The organism is Arthrobacter sp. AG367 (assembly GCF_007828995.1).
Lineage (GTDB): Bacteria > Actinomycetota > Actinomycetes > Actinomycetales > Micrococcaceae > Arthrobacter.
Genome location: NZ_VIVE01000009.1, coordinates 62,399 through 81,072, shown reverse-complemented (window position 1 = coordinate 81,072; position 18,674 = coordinate 62,399). Strand labels below are relative to the sequence as shown.

The 18,674-nt window shown below is 67.1% G+C and carries 16 protein-coding genes and 1 tRNA gene; 11 read left to right on the top strand and 6 right to left on the bottom strand.

The genetic code is table 11. The features are described 5' to 3' along the window. The first annotated feature begins 1 nt into the window (after window position 1). From FB478_RS18540 to FB478_RS18520, 6 genes are all read left to right on the top strand, one after another. Window positions 2–502, top strand: a complete 501-nt coding sequence (locus tag FB478_RS18540; RefSeq protein WP_018769554.1) for an HNH endonuclease — start codon at window positions 2–4, stop codon at window positions 500–502. A gap of 95 nt (window positions 503–597) precedes the next feature. After that, window positions 598–1,272, top strand: a complete 675-nt coding sequence (locus FB478_RS18535; protein ID WP_056389135.1) for a molybdenum cofactor guanylyltransferase — start codon at window positions 598–600, stop codon at window positions 1,270–1,272. Beyond that, window positions 1,269–1,565, top strand: a complete 297-nt coding sequence (locus FB478_RS21260) for a DUF6457 domain-containing protein (protein WP_018769556.1) — start codon at window positions 1,269–1,271, stop codon at window positions 1,563–1,565. The genes FB478_RS18535 and FB478_RS21260 overlap by 4 nt, the downstream gene beginning before the upstream one ends. After that, window positions 1,562–3,070 (top strand): molybdopterin molybdotransferase MoeA, encoded by a 1,509-nt coding sequence (locus tag FB478_RS18530; RefSeq protein WP_144601285.1) that lies wholly within the window; start codon window positions 1,562–1,564, stop codon window positions 3,068–3,070. The genes FB478_RS21260 and FB478_RS18530 overlap by 4 nt, the downstream gene beginning before the upstream one ends. Window positions 3,071–3,120: 50 nt before the next feature. After that, window positions 3,121–3,999: a formate dehydrogenase accessory sulfurtransferase FdhD gene (fdhD, locus tag FB478_RS18525; RefSeq protein ID WP_144601284.1), complete on the top strand. Its 879-nt coding sequence runs from the start codon at window positions 3,121–3,123 to the stop codon at window positions 3,997–3,999. Between the two features lie 125 nt (window positions 4,000–4,124). After that, complete coding sequence (locus tag FB478_RS18520; protein WP_144601283.1) at window positions 4,125–7,157, top strand: glycoside hydrolase family 38 C-terminal domain-containing protein; 3,033 nt, start codon at window positions 4,125–4,127, stop codon at window positions 7,155–7,157. Between the two features lie 212 nt (window positions 7,158–7,369). Here FB478_RS18520 and FB478_RS18515 read toward each other — a convergent pair whose 3' ends face one another. Next, on the bottom strand, window positions 7,370–8,107 hold the full coding sequence (locus tag FB478_RS18515) for a hypothetical protein (protein ID WP_144601282.1): 738 nt from the start codon (window positions 8,105–8,107) through the stop codon (window positions 7,370–7,372). Then, on the bottom strand, window positions 8,104–8,835 hold the full coding sequence (locus tag FB478_RS18510) for a hypothetical protein (RefSeq protein WP_144601281.1): 732 nt from the start codon (window positions 8,833–8,835) through the stop codon (window positions 8,104–8,106). The genes FB478_RS18515 and FB478_RS18510 overlap by 4 nt, the downstream gene beginning before the upstream one ends. A 250-nt stretch (window positions 8,836–9,085) precedes the next feature. Here FB478_RS18510 and FB478_RS18505 point away from each other — a divergent pair, with 250 nt between their 5' ends. Next, window positions 9,086–10,753 (top strand): ABC-F family ATP-binding cassette domain-containing protein, encoded by a 1,668-nt coding sequence (locus FB478_RS18505; protein ID WP_144601280.1) that lies wholly within the window; start codon window positions 9,086–9,088, stop codon window positions 10,751–10,753. Then, a complete protein-coding gene (locus FB478_RS18500; protein WP_018769563.1) occupies window positions 10,750–12,663 on the top strand; it encodes an ABC transporter ATP-binding protein in 1,914 nt (637 codons plus the stop codon). Before FB478_RS18505 ends, FB478_RS18500 begins: the two co-directional genes overlap by 4 nt. 10 nt (window positions 12,664–12,673) lie before the next feature. Here FB478_RS18500 and FB478_RS18495 read toward each other — a convergent pair whose 3' ends face one another. The 3 genes from FB478_RS18495 to FB478_RS18485 form a co-directional block, all read right to left on the bottom strand. Further along, window positions 12,674–13,111, bottom strand: a complete 438-nt coding sequence (locus FB478_RS18495; RefSeq protein WP_018769564.1) for an NUDIX domain-containing protein — start codon at window positions 13,109–13,111, stop codon at window positions 12,674–12,676. Beyond that, window positions 13,108–13,602, bottom strand: coding sequence for a DUF6314 family protein (locus FB478_RS18490; RefSeq protein WP_186447838.1), 495 nt, complete (start codon window positions 13,600–13,602; stop codon window positions 13,108–13,110). The genes FB478_RS18495 and FB478_RS18490 overlap by 4 nt, the downstream gene beginning before the upstream one ends. A 1-nt stretch (window position 13,603) precedes the next feature. Further along, a tRNA-Arg gene (locus tag FB478_RS18485) sits at window positions 13,604–13,676 on the bottom strand. Window positions 13,677–13,759: 83 nt separating this feature from the next. On the opposite strand from FB478_RS18485, the gene FB478_RS18480 reads away from it, so the two are divergent. Continuing rightward, a complete protein-coding gene (locus FB478_RS18480) occupies window positions 13,760–14,533 on the top strand; it encodes a DUF998 domain-containing protein (RefSeq protein WP_144601279.1) in 774 nt (257 codons plus the stop codon). Here FB478_RS18480 and FB478_RS18475 read toward each other — a convergent pair. Then, a complete protein-coding gene (locus tag FB478_RS18475) occupies window positions 14,530–15,156 on the bottom strand; it encodes a hypothetical protein (RefSeq protein WP_056389110.1) in 627 nt (208 codons plus the stop codon). The genes FB478_RS18480 and FB478_RS18475 overlap by 4 nt on opposite strands. A 32-nt stretch (window positions 15,157–15,188) precedes the next feature. Here FB478_RS18475 and FB478_RS18470 point away from each other — a divergent pair, with 32 nt between their 5' ends. Both FB478_RS18470 and pcrA read left to right on the top strand, forming a co-directional pair. Beyond that, window positions 15,189–16,019, top strand: a complete 831-nt coding sequence (locus FB478_RS18470) for an inositol monophosphatase family protein (protein WP_056389107.1) — start codon at window positions 15,189–15,191, stop codon at window positions 16,017–16,019. Window positions 16,020–16,109: 90 nt separating this feature from the next. Next, window positions 16,110–18,665, top strand: a complete 2,556-nt coding sequence (gene pcrA, locus FB478_RS18465; RefSeq protein ID WP_082581686.1) for a DNA helicase PcrA — start codon at window positions 16,110–16,112, stop codon at window positions 18,663–18,665. Window positions 18,666–18,674 lie beyond the last annotated feature (9 nt).

Here is an 18,674-nt window from a genome sequence, read left to right as displayed (position 1 = left end):
CATGCGCACTCTCGTTCTGAATGCTGGATATGAACCGCTGGCGGTTATTACTTTCCGCCGGGCGCTGGTGCTTGTGCTCACAGGCAAGGCAAGTGTGGTGGCCGAAGGTGACGACCCCGTGGTGGGCCCTACTGACATTCTGGGCCGCCCGTCCGTGATCCTCCTCAACCGCTACATCCGGCCCCGTTACAACCACTCCACGGCCGTCAGCCGCAGGGGCGTACTCCGGCGCGACGGGCATAAATGCGCCTACTGCGGGAAAGCGGCGCACACCATTGACCATGTTCACCCCAAGTCCCGGGGCGGGGCCGATTCGTGGGAGAACCTGGTGGCCGCCTGCCTGCGCTGCAACAACGTCAAGGGCGACCACACTCCAGCCGAGATGGGATGGACCCTGCGGTTCGTGCCCGAACCGCCGCACGGAACCATCTGGCAGATCAAGGAACTGGAGAAGCCCACGCCGGCCTGGGACCCCTTCCTGCTTCCGGAACGCGCCGCCTGACACCCCGCGCTGCCTGAGTTGCCGTGATGCTCCGGTGCGCCGGACGTTCTGACCCGCAGTGCGGCCCCTACGCTGCCGGTCGCTAGGCTGGGGGAGTGGAAGTGAACGGGCTTGCCTTTGATGCCGTGATCCTGGCCGGGGGGAGGTCATCGCGGCTGGGCGGCGTACCCAAGCAGTCGCTCGTCTTCCAAGGCCAATCCCTCCTCGAACGCGCTGTCGCTGCCGCCGCGGGGGCCCGGCATGTGGCAGTTGTGGGCGAGATGGCTTCCCTGCCAATCTGGCCTCCCAACCTGCTGAGCTGCAGGGAGCAGCCGCACTTCGCGGGCCCGGCGGCAGCCATAGCGGCCGGGCTGGATGCGCTGGCGGACATCGGCGAGGGTGCGCCCTACCTCTTGGTGCTGGCCTGCGACATGCCGCTGGCATCCCAAGCGGTGGCAGCGCTTCAGGAAGCTTTGCAGATGTCCACGGCGGCCGACCCGGCAAATGTCATGGCTGCCGAAGGCGACCGCCCACAGCCACTGGTGGGTTTTTACCGCACGCCTGAGTTAACAAAGGCGTGCAGGGACCTCGCTGCCCGCGGGGCGCTGGTCAACGGCTCTGTCAGGTCGCTCCTTGCTAATCTGGACGTGCAGCTTGTCACAGTCCCTGCCGGGTCCACCTCCGATGTGGATACCTGGGATGACGCTGCCGCGCTGGGGATTGCCGCCGGGAACCAGAGCGAACGCCAGGACCGGCAGACGGGCGGAGCAAACGTGGGAGGCAATTCGTGAAGAGCCAGGACGAAACACTGGAAGAGTGGTGCAGGGCACTTCTCCAGGCGTACAAGCTTGAGGACGTCCAGGTGGACGTCAACGCGGTGCTGGCGCTTGCGGGCGTCGCCGCCCATGCTGTGGTCCGGCCAGCCGCTCCGCTCACCACTTTCATCGCCGGGTTCGCTGCGGGCCTGGCTTCGGCTCCCGGCAGGGAGATGGACGCTGAATCAATGGATGCGGCCCTGGCCGTTGCCCGCACCCTGGCAAAGGACTACGAGGCCGAGGCTGCCGCCGGGACTCCCGGCGAATGACCGCGGAACCCCAAAGCGATCCGGAAGCGCCACCTGGCAGCGAAGCGGAAGGGCCGGCCGGCATAGCTGGACCCGGACCCACTGGACCCGGACCCACTGGACCCGGACCCACTGAACCCGGAACCACTGACTCCGGCGCAGTCCAAGCCGGGACGGCGGAAGCAGGGCATGCGGGCCAGCACCATGCTGCCCACACGTGGGAAGAGGCCCGGCAGGCGGCGTTCGACGCGGCAACCCCCATTCCTCCCGGACCAGTGGCACTGCGTATCGCGTTGGGCCGCAAACTGGACCAGGACATCGTGGCCCTCCAGGACATGCCCCACTATGCGTCCTCGGCCATGGACGGCTGGGTAGTCAACGGAAGCGGCCCCTGGATCCCGGTGGAACCCGGCACCCGGCTGGCACCGCACCAGGCCAGCCCCATCGCCACCGGCGGCCTGATCCCTGCAGGCGGCAAGGCAGTGCTTCGCACCGAGAGCGCAGTCCTTGGCCAGGACGATGAAGGACTCCCACTCCTGATGACCGGAGGCAAGGCCCGCCCGGGCGAGCCCCGCGCGGGAGAGCACATCAGGAAAGCCGGGGAGGAAGCCCTGGAAGGGGACATCCTGGTCAAGGCGGGGGTGGAGCTCAATCCCGCCCACCTGGCACTTGCCGCGCTGGCAGGCTACGACGATGTGCAGGTCCAGGGAAAGCCCGTGGTGCGCCTGGTCCTGACCGGGTCCGAAGTGGTGGAACACGGCACGCCGGCCCCGGGCCAGGTGCGCGACACCTTCGGCCCGCAGCTGCCGGATGTCGTCGCCATGCTGGGCGGCATACCCGGCGGGCAGCAGCGGATCGGCGACTCCTATGACGAATGGCTTGCGGCGCTCGAGGACGTGCTGCCGGAGGTGCCGGACGCGCCGGACCTGCCGGCCGACGTCGTCATTACTACCGGTGGCACCGGGCGCTCGGGAACGGACCACCTCCGCAGGGCAGTGGCCGAACTCGGCGGCCGGCTCATCATCGATGGCGTGGCCATGCGGCCCGGCCACCCTGCCGTGCTCGCCGAACTGCCCGACGGACGCTTCGTTTTGGGGCTTCCCGGCAACCCGCTCGCGGCCATGATGGCCCTTTCGACTGTGGGGGCCCCGCTGCTGGCCGCACTGGGACACCGTCCCATGCCGGCGGTGGAGGAGGTACCGTGCGGGACCATGATCGAGCCGGACCCCGGGCGTACCCGGCTGATGCCGTTCCGGCTGCTGTACGGCATGGCGTCCCCGGCGCAGCATACGGGGCCAGGGATGATGCGCGGGCTCGCCGCCGCGGACGGTGTGCTGGTAGTGCCACCGCACGGCGTGCAGCTCGGCGAGCCGGTGCCCGCGTTCGCCCTGCCATGGGGGCCGCCAATACCTCCTACCCAGGACGGCCCGGCCAAAGCCAAGCCAAGAAGCGCCGCACGGACAGGCCAGCCCAAGGGTAAGCCGGCACCCAGCGGACCCGTGGACTGGAGCGCCCTCCTGGGCTGAGGCGGCCCCTGTTGGTGCCATGATGGAGTAATGAACAAGCAGGGTGGAACATGGGACGCGTAACCCAGCGCCGGAAGGTGCACAAGTATGTCCTGGACGGTTCGCCGGGAGCCCTGGAGTACCCGGTCCGCCACCGCGAAGACGTCCTCGCCGTCGAGGAACCGCTGGAGATCCGGCTGGGAAAGCTTTCCTATTCGGTCACCATGCGAACCCCGGGGGACGACTTTGACCTGGTGGCTGGATTCCTGGTGTCCGAGGGGGTCATATGGGCCCCCGAACAGCTGGTTTCGCTGCGATTCTGTGCCGGCGAGGACGAGAACGGTGTCCAGACATTCAACGTGGTGGAGGCCCAGCTGCGGCCGGATGTGCCAGTTCCCGACACCGGCCGCAACGTCTACACGTCCAGCTCCTGCGGCATCTGTGGAACGGACTCCATCGAAGCTGTCCAAAAGTCCTCCCACTTCAGCCCCCGGACGGACCCGTTGACTGTGGACGCGGAAGTCCTGGCCGCCCTGCCGGGGATGCTGCGGAAGTCCCAGCGTGTCTTCGAGGACACCGGCGGCGTGCACGCGGCAGGCCTGTTCAGGATCGATGACGACGGCGAGCCGCAGCTCCTGTGCCTGCGCGAGGACGTGGGACGCCACAATGCCGTGGACAAGGTGGTGGGCTGGGCACTGCGCGAGGGCCTCCTGCCTCTTACCGGAACCGTCCTCCAGGTATCTGGCAGGGCGTCCTTCGAGCTGGTCCAGAAAGCATCCCTTGCGGGCATTCCCGTCCTGGCTGCCGTGAGTGCCCCTTCCAGTCTTGCCGTGGAACTGGCCGAGGCGAACGGCTTGACGCTGGCGGGTTTCAGCCGGCACACCAGTTTTAACGTCTACGCCGGGGACTCGCGGATCCTGCGCCCTGCACCAGCCGTGCCCAGTGTCTAGGAGGGCCAATGCACGGCTGGGACGTGGCTGCCCGGGCAAGGGGGTTGGTTGCAATGCTGCCGGAGGGTAGATTTGTCCATCGAATGGACGCGATGATCCAGCCCCGAGCCTAAAGAGGACTTATTTTGCATGACGACCGCAGGATCACGGAAGTCCGCTTGGCCAGGTTTGTGCGCGAGCGCATCGCCCCTGCCGTCTACAGCCGGACGGTCCCGCTTGCCCTGAGCAGTTGGGAGGCCCCCGGTGAACCGGTCCCCGCGCTCGAAGCGATGCGGCAGGAGTTCCAGCCGCAGGAGCACGGCGCCGCCTGGGGCCGGCCGTGGGGGACCACCTGGCTCCGGCTGCAAGGGGAGGTGCCGGAATCCTGGGGCGGCGGCCCGGAAACCACCGTGGAGGTGGTGGTGGATCTTGGGTTCACCACCGAAGCGCCCGGGTTTCAGTGCGAGGGCATCGCCTGGCGGCCTGACGGGACCATCATCAAGGCCATCTCACCCCGCAACCAGTACATTCCCCTGAAGCTGCTGGGCGGCGGCATGGCCGTGGACTTCTACGTGGAGGCGGCCGCGAACCCGGACATGGCGCAAGGCTGGACCTTTGCCGCCACCCCGCTGGGAGACAAGGCGACCGCCGGGGGAGCACCCCAGTACCGGCTGGGCAACATCGCCATCGCTGAACTCAACCAGTGCGTGTGGGAACTCCAGCAGGACGTGTGGACGCTGGCCGGCCTCATGGAACAACTCCCCCTGGAGCTTCCCCGCCGCCATGAGATCCTCCGGGCCTTCGAACGCATGATGGACGTGATGGACCCTGACGATGTTGCCGGGACCGCGCCGGCAGGACGGCAGGAGCTCGCCGAAGTCCTTGCCCGCCCCGCCTACGCATCCGCGCATCAACTGGTTGCCACGGGCCATGCCCACATCGACTCGGCCTGGCTCTGGCCGGTCCGTGAAACCATCCGCAAATGCGCCCGGACGTTCTCCAACGTGGTGGCACTCATGGATGAAGACCCGACTTTCGTCTTCTCCTGTTCGTCCGCGCAGCAGCTGGCATGGATCAAGGAGCTGTACCCGGAGCTGTACAGCCGGATCCGGGAAAAGGTACGGGCAGGCCAGTTTGTGCCCGTCGGCGGCATGTGGGTGGAATCGGATACCAACATGCCCGGCGGCGAAGCCATGGCGCGGCAGTTCGTGGAGGGCAAGGGCTTCTTCCTGGCGGAGTTCGGCATTGAGTGCAGGGAGGCGTGGCTCCCGGACTCGTTTGGATACAGTGCGGCCCTGCCCCAGATCGTAAAAGCCGCGGGCAGCCGCTGGTTCCTTACCCAAAAGATCTCCTGGAACCAGACAAACAGGATGCCGCACCACACCTTTAATTGGGAGGGAATCGACGGCACCCGGCTGTTCACCCACTTTCCCCCGGTGGACAGCTACAACTCGGACCTCAGCGGCAGGGACCTTGCCCACGCCGAGCGCAACTACCGGGACCACGGCCGCGGGACGGTGTCGTTGGTGCCCTTCGGCTATGGCGACGGCGGCGGCGGACCCACCCGCGAAATGCTTGCGGCGGCTGCCCGAACCGCGAATCTGGAGGGATCACCCAGGGTCAGGATCGGCTCAGCGGAGAGTTTCTTCCGGCAGGCCGAGGAAGACTACCCGGCACTGCCTGTCTGGGTGGGCGAAATGTACCTGGAGTTGCACCGCGGCACGTACACCAGCCAGGCGCGGACCAAGAAGGGCAACCGGCGCAGCGAGCACCTGCTGCGTGAGGCGGAACTGTGGTGTTCCACGGCTGCAGTCCGGTCGGCCGGCGCATACGACTATCCGGATGCCGAGCTCAAGCGGCTCTGGCAACTGGTACTGCTGCAGCAGTTCCACGACATCCTTCCCGGCAGCTCCATTGCCTGGGTCCACCAGGACGCCGAGCGTAACTACCAGGCCATCGAAAAGGCGCTTGAAGCAATCATCAGCCAGGCAGCTGCCGCCATGCTGGGCTCCGGGGACCGGCAGTTCCTGCTTAACGCTTCGCCGCACGCAAGGAATGGAGTGCCCGCCCTTGCGGCAGCGGAACCAACGCCGCTCCCTGGGCCGGTGCTCGCCACGCCACACCACGGCGGCTACATCCTGGACAACGGGATTATCCGGGTCGAGGTGGACGCCGATGGACTCCTCGCGTCCCTGCGTGACTACGCCACCGGACGAGAGGCCATCGCCCCTGGCCAGCGCGGCAACCTGCTGGAACTGCACCGCGACACCCCCAATGAATGGGACGCCTGGGACATCGACGAGTTCTACCGCCGCAATGTCACTCCGCTGGTCCACGCGGAGTCGGTCCGGCTGGCCAATGAAGACGGCAGCGCCGTGGTGGTGGTGGAACGGCTGGCAGGGAGCTCGCCGCTGACCCAGCGCATCACATTGGCCCCCGGCAGCCCGTCACTGGAAATCACCACGGCCGTGGACTGGCAGGAGCGCGAAAAGCTGCTGAAACTCGGCTTTGCCCTCGACGTGCGGGCAGACCGGTCAGCTGCCGAAACACAGTTCGGCCACGTCTTCAGGCCCACCCACACCAACACCTCCTGGGAAGCCGCGAAGTTCGAAATCTGTGCCCACCGGTGGATCCACGTGGGGGAGCCCGGCTACGGTGTGGCGGTGGCCAACTCCTCCACATACGGCCACGACGTGGGCAGAAGCATCAGGGAATCCGACGGCGGAACCACCACTACGGTGCGCCTGTCCCTGCTGCGGGCTCCTAAGTTCCCCGACCCCGACGCCGACCGCGGACACCAGGAGTTGACGGTGACCATCCGCCCAGGTGCTGACATTGCGGCCGCCGTCCAGGAAGGGTACCGCACCAACCTGGCGCCCCGGCTGGTCAGCGGCGGCACCGCGGTGGAGCCGCTCTTCTCCGTCAGCAATCCGGCCCTGGTCATTGAAGCGGTGAAGCTGGCCCAGGACGGATCGGGCGATGTGGTGGTCCGGCTCTATGAGTCGTTGGGGCAGCGGTCCGTGGGAACTCTCACAGCCAACTTCCCTGTCAATGGCGTGGTGTCGACGGATCTCCTGGAGCGTGCCGCCGAGGCGCCCGGAATTGTTCCGGCAGATACCGGTGCCGAGCTCGCGCTCCGGCCGTTCCAGTTGGTGACATTGAGGTTTGCCAGGAAATAGGATCAGTGTCCCTTGGGGGCCAGGGTCCTTAAATAGGCTGAGTGGGGGCGGTCCCCAACGATCCGCCACCACTCATCCCCCCAATGCGTGCAAAGGCCCCCGGGGCGGCCGGCGCTTTGGAATTTATCCCCGTTCGAAAACGCTTGGCAGCCCCGCCTTCACACATTCATGATTGTTTCACATTCTAATGTTTTTGTGAAAGCGCACGAAGGTTACATTTCGGTAGATGTCCTCCGGCGTGCCGCGCCGCGCGCATTGACCATTTTGGCGACCCAGATTAATGCCAGCCCGACGACGAAGCACAGCACGGCTGTGTAGTTAATAAGGAACTCTATCTGGCCAAGGGTGGGCGGGATAAGAGGGAAAGACAAACTCAGGCCCGTGGCTACGGCACCAAGACCCAGCAGCCCGGCGGCAACCCGGACCAGGGCGGGAAGCCGGCCGAAGACTGCACGCACCATTGCCGGCAGCAAAGCCAACGTGATGTAGGCGGGGTAAGCCCGGCCGGCGGCCCCGTAATACTCCAGTAAGGCAGAGTTCCAGGGATCCGTACCCACAACCCCTGTCAGCCCGGCCGACGACCCGCTGGTGCCCATCATGAAGAACAGCGTCACCATGACAACGGAAATGACCGCAAGGACCGAAACCCCGGCCCTTCCGGTTATGAGCCTGTACGCATCCCTTGCACCGAAGCCCCTGGAAATGCGGATACCCATGAAGAAGATGGCGCCGAAAATGACGAAGCGCAGCAACAGGTTTGCCAGGTTGATCCCGCCCAGCGCCTGGTCGATGACGATGTACGGCCCCTGGATGCTCAACAGGATGGCCAGGGTCATCAAGGCAAAGATGCCGAAAAGGGAGCGGTTTTCTCCTCTGAGTGTGCTGGGGACGCGGGCCACCGCAATAAGGGCGCAAATGGCCAGCGTGCTCCATTGAAGGGTTTCGATCATCCCAGGTTCTCCCAAATCTTTTCTGTCTGCGCTTGGTCCTGCTCCTGGCGGCGCAGTACTTTGCCCATTGCCTGAAGCCGGTCTCCAGCAAGGGCTGTGAGTTCTCCGTCGGTGAGGCTGTCCAGCGCCGCCTGCCGGGCACCGGGAGGCCAGCCGGCCTCCTCCTCCGTAATGATTCCCGTGGCCACCAGTCCGCCGGCGGGTCCCACTCCGGCCGCCAATGCCGTCGCTAAGGCGAGCTCCGGGGACAGCCGGTTGGCGGTCAACTGGGCGGAATAGTTTTGCGGCGCCACTCCCGTGGAGGCGGACACGCGGTGCCGGACCTCGCCGTCGTCTACGGCATCGACCCAGTTCTTCACGGAGGTGGCGTGCGGGGCAGGAGTGAGGGCGGGAGAGGCTGCTCCCCGGGCCGCGTCCATTGCGGGGCGGGCCAGGAGCGCCCGCAGGAGGTCCGGCGTGGAAATCTGGCTGACCAGCTCGCTGCGGGTGGGTGGACGCGGCGGGCTTCCCAGGGCGCTGTAGGCGTCAAACCCGGACAGTGCGTCGACGGGGTTGATGTTGTACGCGCGGCTGATGCTGACCACCGTGCTCACGGATACTTTGCCCCGGACCAGCTGCTGGGCCAGCGTGGTCCGCTTGATTCCGGAGACCCTGCAGACGTCTGCAGTGCTGGCATCTGGCGCGATGCCTTGCAGCCAGCGCTGGAACGCCTTGGCAGGAAGGGTCATGGAGTGCTCTCTGCAGAACGGGTGGTGAGGACGATTTTACCGTGCCGTCCCCGCCCCGGCCGTGCCGCCGATTTTGCCCATGGTCCACCTTCGCCTATAGTTGATGGTCGAGCCCGCTGGTCCGTACACCCCCCAAGTCCGGACCAGCGGGTTCTTCTATGTCCTGCAGCCCCAGCGGCGCCGCGGCCCGGTTTTCGCCGCCTCTGCCGGCCGTCGGCGGCTGTCCGGGCAGCGGCGAAAGGACGATTCGATGACTGCAACCCTTGTTGCAAAGGACATCTCCGGTGGCCACGGCCACCGGGTGCTCTTTTCCGGGCTCTCGCTGACGGTTGCCCCCGGCGACGTGGTGGGCGTGGTGGGTGCCAACGGTGCCGGTAAATCGACGCTGCTGCGCCTCCTGGCCGGTGTCGACCAGCCCCAGCAGGGCTCGGTCAACCTTGCGCCGTCCGATGCCTTCGTTGGATGGCTGCCACAGGAGCACGAGCGCATTGCCGGCGAAACAGTGGCGGCCTACATTGCCCGCCGGACCGGCTGCGCGGAAGCGACCGCCGACATGGAGTCCACCGCGGAGGCACTCGGTTCCGGCGCTCCGGGGGCGGATGACGCCTACGCCCGTGCCTTTGACCGCTGGATGGCCTCCGGCGCCGCTGACCTGGACGACCGTGTCCCGGCGGTGCTGGCAGACCTCGGGCTGGACGCCGGCGCCGATGCGCTGATGACGGGTCTTTCGGGCGGCCAGGCCGCCCGGGTGGCCCTGGCGGCCCTCCTGCTGAGCCGCTTCGATGTGGTGCTCCTGGACGAGCCCACCAACGACCTCGACCTCGCGGGGCTGGCCACCTTGGAGAACTTCGTAACGGGGCTGCGCGGCGGCGTGGTGCTGGTCAGCCATGACCGCGAATTCCTGGCGCGCTGTGTGACCCGCGTCGTCGAACTTGACCTGGCACAGAACAGTGTGGCTGTCTACGACGGCGGCTACGACGCCTTCCTCGAGGAACGTGCCGTGATGCGGCGGCACGCCCGCGAGAAGTACGAGGAGTTTGCCGCCACCAAGGCAGACCTGGTCGCGCGGGCACGGACGCAGCGGGAGTGGAGTTCGCAGGGCGTTCGCAATGCCATGAAGAAGAACCCCGACAACGACAAGATCCGGCGCGCCGCCAGTACCGAATCCTCCGAAAAGCAGGCCCAGAAGGTCCGGCAGATGGAATCCCGGATAGCCCGTCTGGACGCGGTGGAGGAGCCCCGGAAGGAATGGCAGCTCCAGTTCAGCATCGGCCAGGCACCGCGCTCCAGCGCCGTCGTCGCCACCTTGCGCAAGGCCGTGGCACGCCAGGGCGACTTCACGCTGGGACCGGTCAGCCTCCAGCTCAACGGCGGCGAGCGCGTGGGCATCACCGGCCCCAACGGCGCCGGGAAATCCACCCTCCTGCGCCTGCTGCTGGGCACCCAGGCGCCGGACGACGGCGATGCCTCCACGGGTGCCTCCGTCGCCGTCGGCGAAATAGACCAGGCCCGCGGGCTGCTGGACGGCGCCCTGCCGCTGGGCGACGCTGTCGAAGCGGTGCTGGCGGACTGGAACAGTGCCGACGTCCGCACGCTCCTGGCCAAGTTCGGCCTCAAGGCGGACCACACGTCGAGGACCGTGGATTCCCTGTCACCGGGTGAGCGGACGCGGGCTGCCCTCGCGCTGCTCCAGGCCCGCGGCGTGAACCTGCTGGTGCTGGACGAACCCACCAACCACCTCGACCTGCCGGCCATAGAACAGCTGGAAGAGGCCCTTGAAAGCTACGACGGAGCGCTGCTGCTGGTCACCCACGACCGCCGGCTGCTGGAAAACGTTCGACTCGACTACCGGTGGCACCTGGAAAACGGCACGGTCCAGGAACTCCACCACACTGCAACCCAGGAGAAACAGCCATGAGCATGGACCGCGTAGCCTGGAGTTCGCTCTACAACATCAGCACCGCAAAGAGCGCTTCGAAGCCATTTTCCAAAGAGACCCTGAAGCGGGTGCTGGCCTTTGCCGCCCCCCACAAGGGCAAGCTCATCGCCTTTGTGCTCTCCTCCATTGCGGCTGCCTTCCTGGCCGTCGCCACCCCGGTGCTTGCCGGCAAGGTGGTTGACGCCATCATCGCCAAGACCGGCGTTGACACGGTCATCTGGCTGGCAGTGCTGATCGCCATCGTGGCCGTCGGTGAGGCCGGGGTGGGGCTCTTGACCCGCTGGCTGTCCTCGACCATCGGCGAAGGCGTCATCGTGGACCTGCGCACGCGGGTGTTCGACCACGTGCAGCGGATGCCCATTGCCTTCTTCACGCGGACCCGCACGGGCGCGCTGGTCAGCCGCCTCAACAACGATGTCATCGGCGCCCAGTCCGCCTTCGCCGGAACCCTTTCCGGGGTGGTGAGCAACTCGGTGGCGCTGGCCCTGACGCTGGCCGTGATGCTCAATACGTCGTGGCTGGTGACCGTCCTCGCCATGGTGCTGCTGCCGATCTTCCTGATTCCGGCCCGGCGCATGGGCTCCAAGCTGGCTGACCTGCGCCGGGAAGCTGCCGCGCACAACGCCGCCATGGGCACCCAAATGACCGAGCGGTTCTCGGCGCCGGGCGCAACCCTGGTCAAGTTGTTCGGACGGCCTGACGAGGAATCCCGCGAATTCGCTGCCCGCGCTGGCCGCGTCCGGGACATCGGCGTCCGCATGGCGATGCTGCAGTTCACCTTCGTCACGGCCCTGACCCTGGTGTCCGCGCTTGCACTGGCACTGGTGTACGGCCTGGGCGGCTGGCTTGCCCTGGGCGGCCAGCTGGCACCCGGGGATGTGGTGGTGCTGGCACTGCTGCTGACCCGGCTCTACGCTCCGCTCACGGCCCTGTCCAACGCCCGGGTGGAAGTCATGAGCGCCCTGGTCAGCTTTGAACGCGTCTTCGAGATCCTGGACCTGCAGCCGCTGATCCAGCAGAAGCCGGACGCGAAGCCCGTTCCTGCCGGCCCCGTGTCCGTCGAATTCGACAACGTCCGCTTCGCCTACCCGTCCGCGGATAAGGTCTCGCTGGCCTCGCTGGAGGAAGTCTCCACCCTGGACACCCGCGGCGGCGAGGAAGTGCTGCACGGCGTGAGCTTCCGGGTGGAACCGGGCCAGACGGTGGCGCTGGTGGGTTCCTCCGGCGCCGGCAAGTCCACCATCGCCCAGCTGCTGTCGCGGTTGTACGACGTCGACTCCGGCGCAGTGCGTCTCGGCGGCACTGCGCGGGGCACGGGGCTGGACGTGCGGGACGCCACCTTCGATTCGCTGCGGGACACCCTGGGCATGGTGACCCAGGACGGCCACCTGTTCCATGAAACCATCGCGTCCAACCTTCGGCTGGCCAAGCCCGACGCAACCGAAGAGGACATGTGGGACGTGCTGCGGCAGGCACGGCTGGAGACGATGATCAGGTCCCTGCCGGACGGGCTGGAAACGGTGGTGGGGGAGCGCGGCTACCGGCTTTCCGGCGGCGAACGCCAGCGGCTGACCATTGCCCGGCTCCTGATCGCGCAGCCCCGCGTCGTCATCCTCGACGAGGCCACCGCTGCCCTGGACTCCACGAATGAAGCCGCCGTGCAGGCAGCCCTGGGCGCCGCACTCGAGGGGCGGACCGCCGTCGTGATTGCCCACCGGCTGTCCACCGTCCGCGCGGCCGACGCCATCCTGGTGGTCGAGGGCGGCCAAATTGTGGAACGCGGAACCCACACGGAGCTCCTGGCCGCCGGCGGCCGCTACGCCGAGCTCTACCGGACGCAGTTCGCGGAGGCCACCGCCGTGGCCCAGGAGTCCGTCCCCGAGTTCTAGGGTTGATCAGCTAAGCCTGCGCGGCTCCCGGGACTGCCCGGGCGGCCAGCAGGGGCAGGATGTGGTCCGTCAGCAGTGGCGCCAGGTCCCGGGCCTGTCCGGCGCCGGAAGCCAGGACGTCCAGGTCCAGCCAGCGGATCTCGGCAATCTCAGCTGAAGGGTGTGCTGACCAGGTGCCCGGAGCGGTATAGACGGTGGCTTCAATGTCAGTGGCGGCCTCGTTGGCTGCGTCGGCGATCCACACGCCCATCAACACCAATTCGCGCGGGTCGATGGTGATGCCCACTTCTTCCTCAAGCTCCCGGGCTGCGGCCTGCACAGCTGTCTCGCCCGGTTCCGGCTTGCCGCCCGGGTGCATGAACATGGTGGTGCCGCGCTTCCGCACGGTCAGCAGGCGGCCGGTGTGGTCGAACACGCAGACGGCGGAAACCACGATGCGGTGTTTCATGCCGGTGCCTGCGTCCGCACCAGGTGTGAAGTCAGCAGCAGGTCCTTGCGCGGACCGGTGACATCCCAGCTGTAGCTGAAGTGGTCAGGGCCCTCCAAGGTGTAGGTCACCCGGTAGGTGTCGGGATCACACCAGTGGCTGTCCAGGTTGGCTTCCGGCGTGAAGCTCATCCGGTGGAAGGGGCGGCCATCGGGGAAGAAGAAGTCCAGCGCGTCAGGGCGCCCGGTGGTCCGCAGCAGGTACTCGCGTGAGGCGGGGCCGGAAAAAGCAGGCCAGCGCATGGTGCCTTCCTCGCGAAGGGCCAGGCCGCCGTCGTCCGTGGGGATGAAAAGGACGACGCCGGAAAAGGTTCCGCGGGTGCCCTCCGACCTGTCCAGCAGGTCGCGCTCCACCAGCCAGCGGCCCGGGTGGGTGTCGTGGCTTGCGGCGCCGGCCGGCTGGTTGCCCAGGAGGTAGGCGCGGAGGCTGGGCTCCGGGACACGGGACTTCAAGTGCCCTCGATTGGAATCGAACCAACGACACCGGCTTTAGGAGAGCCGTGCTCTATCCACTGAGCTACGAGGGCGGGCATCCGGTGGTTCGGCGGGGCCGGTCCGTCCGGACACGGTTACAAGCATACAAGGTGCCGGGCCGTACTACGCTCATGGCATGAGTCCAGCCCCCACTGCCGCTCCCGCCGCCGCCTTCATTCCGAACGTTGCGTCCACCCGGCAGTACATCGGGGCCTGGGCAATCCTGAGCGTGCTGCAGTATTTCGCCGCGGAGGCAGCCGTGGCCATGGCGTGGGCCGGACCCCGTCCCTACGACCTGCGGACCGGGTACATCAGTGACCTCGGTGCCTTCCACTGCGGGACGTTCTCAGGCCGGGACGTCTGCTCACCCCTGAACTGGCTGATGAATGCCTCGTTCGTGGTCCAGGGCCTTGGCCTGCTGGTGGGGGCGGTGATGCTGACGTCCGGGCTGCTGCGCGTGGGTGCCCGCCCCGGGACCAGGGTCGGCTGGGGCCGCAGGGGACCCTGGCTCGCGGCCGCCGCGGTCCGGCTGCTCACCGGAGCCGCCGGGGCAGGGACGGTGGTTGTGGGCCTGGTCCCGGAGGACGCCGGCTCACCCTGGCATTATGCCGGCGCCGTCACGTACTTCGTGACGGGTGGTGCGGCCCTGCTGGTCCTGGGACTCCTGTGGCTCCGGAAGACCGGGATGGCGTGGTTCCTGGTGGCCTGCGGCGGCGTGTCACTGGCCGCGGTGGCAACCGGCGGGCTTACCCGCATGATGGTTCCCGAGCCCGGGACGCTGGAGCGGCTCATGGGGTACCCCGTGACAGTGGGCATGGCCGCCGCCGGGCTTGTCATTGCACAGCGGGTGCACCGGCACCGGAAGGAACAGCGGGCAGCGGCTGCGGCGGCCCGGGTAACTGCCGGCTAGGTCTCGTTCCGTTTCCGGCTGTTCAGGAATACAGCTGCGGCCCCGGCCAGGAGGCTCAGGACCAAAAGCACCCACCCGGCAACCGTGAGGCCGGACGCCAGGGCAACCTGGCCGGCGTCGGGACCTTCCGAGGCCATCATGGCGTCTATGGCCACGTTCCCCCACAACCGGACCACAACGAACAGCATGGGCAAGGCCCACAACGCCCAGCGCAGCCCCTTCCGTGCCACATTGGTCCCGATGAGCAGCAGCCACGTGAAGCCGAAGATCAGCGGGAAGAGGGTCCCCGCGGTCTTGTGGACATAGTTCAGCTGGCCCAGGGCATCGCCGTCCATCGCTGCCTGCAGGCGGCCGATGTAGCCGGGATCGAACCCGCCCACCAGCGAATCGGGCATAGCCAGGCCCTTGGTGAGCTGGGTGAGCTGGTCCAGGGTCAGCAGGTGCAGGTACCAGAACAGGAACAGGCTTGCCACCACGCCGGCAACCACAATCAGGTTGCTGTTGCCCTGAGCCTTCTGCGGCGTCCGCGCCGTGGTGGGGTTCACCACAGGTGGAAGGTGGTGCTGCGGCACAACCGCTTTGTCGCCGTGCTTCTTGATCCTCTGGGCAGGGGTTTTGGCCATGGCACCATTATCCCGCCCCATAAACTGAAGCCATGACCACTGGCCGACACAGCGCAGCTGTTCTTGATCCCGCACTGGACGACTACGAACTGGCGGCCGCGCTGGTCCGCGAAGCCGGGCAACTGGCGCTCCTCATGCGCATGGCCGGCCTGCAGTCGGAACAAAAGACCTCCGTCTCGGACGTGGTGACGGCGGCGGACCACGCCGCCGAGGCCTACGTGCTGGAGCAGCTCCAGCGTTGCCGGCCGGATGACGGCATCCTGGGCGAGGAAGGCGCCTCCGTCCAGGGAACCAGCGGCCGTACCTGGGTGATCGACCCCGTGGACGGCACCTACAACTTCCTGCACGGATCCACCTACTGGTGTTCCGCCATTGCCCTGAAGGACCGCGATGATGTGCTGCTGGGCGCCGTCTTCCAGCCGGAGGAGGACAAACTGTGGCTTGGCGGCCGTGACCGGGCCGCCACCCTGAACGGTGGCCTCCTCACCGGTTTCAACGACGACGGCGGCAAACGCAACGCCACCAGCGTCGCCGAGCTTGGGGCCGCCACCTACATCCACCCCACCTGGCTGATGGATCCCATGTGCGCCATGCCCTGGCACGCGGCCGCCACCTCCGCTGCGTCCCTCCGCATGCTGGGGTCCGGGTCCTGCGACCTGGGCCGTGTCGCAGACGGGCAGCTGGGGTGCTGGTTCCAGCACAGCTGCCCGGAATGGGACTGGCTGCCGGGCAAGGCGATCGTCCGGGCGGCGGGGGGCGCCGTGGACACAGTCCGCGTCAACGGGCTGGAGTGGTTCCTGGCAGGAGGAACGACGGCGGTTCAGGAGTTGCGTGCAGCCCTTCAGTCAGGCTCGGTGGCCTGAGGCGGTTGCCGGCACTGGTTCACGGGTCAGCGGCAGTAATCCACAGGCTGGAAGGCGTTGTCGGTCCCACCGCCTAGACTTGTATGCACCATGGATATGTTGTTTGACCCGTACTCTGACGGACCGTTCAAGGCCGCTCCTGCCGCCACCGCCCGCACCAGGACGGGGCCGGAAGGCGTTGCCACCACGGCCGGGCCCGGCGGAATGCCGGGCAGCCAGGCCGGCTGGCAGCAGAACAACGGGGACCGGCACCACCCGGACCGGAACAGCACGGACAGGCACGACGGCGGCCGGCACCAAGGCAGCCACCGCCCGGACGCTGCCCAGCTGCTGGAGGGGCTGAACCCCCAGCAGGAGGAAGCGGTCAAGCATGCCGGGCCGGCGCTGCTGATCGTCGCCGGTGCCGGATCCGGAAAGACCCGGGTGCTCAGCAACAGGATCGCGTACCTGATCGCCACCGGCCGTGCCCACCACGGCGAAATCCTGGCCATCACCTTCACCAACAAGGCCGCCGCGGAAATGCGGGAGCGCATAGAGGCGCTGGTGGGCGGACGCGCCAAGATCATGTGGATCTCCACGTTCCATTCCTCCTGCGTGCGGATCCTGCGGCAGGAAGCGGCCAACGTCGGCCTGAAATCCAATTTCTCCATCTACGACTCCGCCGACTCCCTGCGGCTGGTCACCCAGGTCTCCAAGGCCCTGGACCTGGACCCCAAAAAGTTTGCGCCCAAGGCCATCCAGCACAAGATCTCGGCGTTGAAGAACGAGCTCATCGACGCCGATTCCTTTGCCTCGGCAGCCAATTACAACGACCCCTTCGAACATGCGGTCGCGGACGTTTACAAGGGCTACACCCAGCGCCTCCGGCAGGCCAACGCCATGGACTTCGACGACCTGATCGCCGAGACCGTCTACATGTTCCGTGCCTTCCCCGCGCTCGCCGAGTCCTACCGCCGCCGGTTCCGCCACGTGCTGGTGGACGAATACCAGGACACCAACCACGCCCAGTACGCCCTGGTGCGGGAAATCGTGGGGGAGGGCCCGGGCGCGTCGGAACTCACCGTGGTGGGTGACTCGGACCAGTCCATCTACGCCTTCCGGGGGGCGGACATCCGGAACATCGTGGAGTTCGAAAAGGACTACCCGGAGGCCCGCACCATCAAGCTGGAGCAGAACTACCGCTCCACCCAAAACATCCTGAGCGCGGCGAACTCGGTCATCTCCCGCAACCCCAACCGTCCGGAAAAACGGTTGTGGACCGCCGAGGGCGAAGGCCACAAGATCATCGGCTACGTCGGCGAAAATGAACACGACGAAGCGCAGTTCATTGCCAAGGAGATCGACCGGCTCCAGGACGAGGAAAACCTGCGCCCCGGCGATGTTGCCATCTTCTACCGGACCAACGCCCAGTCCCGCTCCATCGAAGACGTCCTGGTGCGCGTGGGCCTGCCGTACAAGGTGGTGGGCGGCACCCGCTTTTACGAGCGGAAGGAAATCAAGGACGCCCTGGCGTACCTGCGCGTCCTGGTCAACCCGGATGACGACGTCAACCTCCGCCGTGTATTGAATGAGCCCAAACGCGGCATCGGCGACCGCGCCGAAGGCGCCGTCGCGGCCCTGGCCCAGCGTGAGCGGACGTCGTTCATGGAGGCGGCCCGCCGCGCCGACCAGGCGCCCGGCATGGCCACCCGGTCCGTCAACGCCGTCCTGGGCTTCGTGAAGATGCTGGACGACCTGGCCGAGGTTGCCTCCGGATCCGGAGCGGCCGCCGCCCTGGAAGCCGTGCTGGAACAGACGGGCTACCTTGCCGCGCTGCGATCCAGCACCGATCCGCAGGACGAGTCCCGCGTGGAGAACCTGGCTGAACTCGTGGCCGTAGTTCGCGAGTACGAGCAGGAGAACCCGGAAGGAAGCCTTGGCGCGTTCCTGGAACAGGTCTCCCTGGTAGCGGACGCCGACCAGATCCCGGATGCTCCCGGTGCGGACATCGACGCCGCCGTCGCCGAGGCCAAACGGCTGGGCGTGGTGACCCTCATGACCCTGCACACGGCCAAGGGCCTGGAATTCCCCGTGGTCTTCCTGACCGGCATGGAGCACGGCCTCTTCCCGCACCAGCGCTCCGCCACCGACCCCAAGGAACTGGCCGAGGAACGACGCCTGGCGTACGTGGGACTGACCCGTGCCCGCAAGCGGCTCTACGTGACCCGGTCCGAGGTGCGCAGCATGTGGGGCCAGAGCCAGTACAACCCCGCCAGCCAGTTCCTCGAGGAAATCCCGGCGGAGCTCCTGGAATGGAAGCGTGAAGGAACCAGCAGGCAGGCCGGCGGCTGGGGCGGCGGTTCCATCGGGTCCGGCCGCTACAGCGGGTCCTTCTGGGGCGCCGGCACTGCCCGTGGCGCGGCAGCGGACTCCTCGGCGGGATTCAACGCCGACGTTCCGGCGTTCATCGCCAAGAACCGGGTGCAGCCGCAAAAGGAAATCATCGCCGTCAGCGTGGGAGACAAGGTCAACCACACCAGCTTCGGCAACGGCACGGTCCTGGCGCTTGAAGGAGTGGGGGACAAGACCGTGGCCAAGGTGAAGTTCGACGTCGGCGAGAAGCGCCTGTTGCTGCGGTACGCGCCGCTGACCAAGCTCGACGCCTAAGCCGCCCCC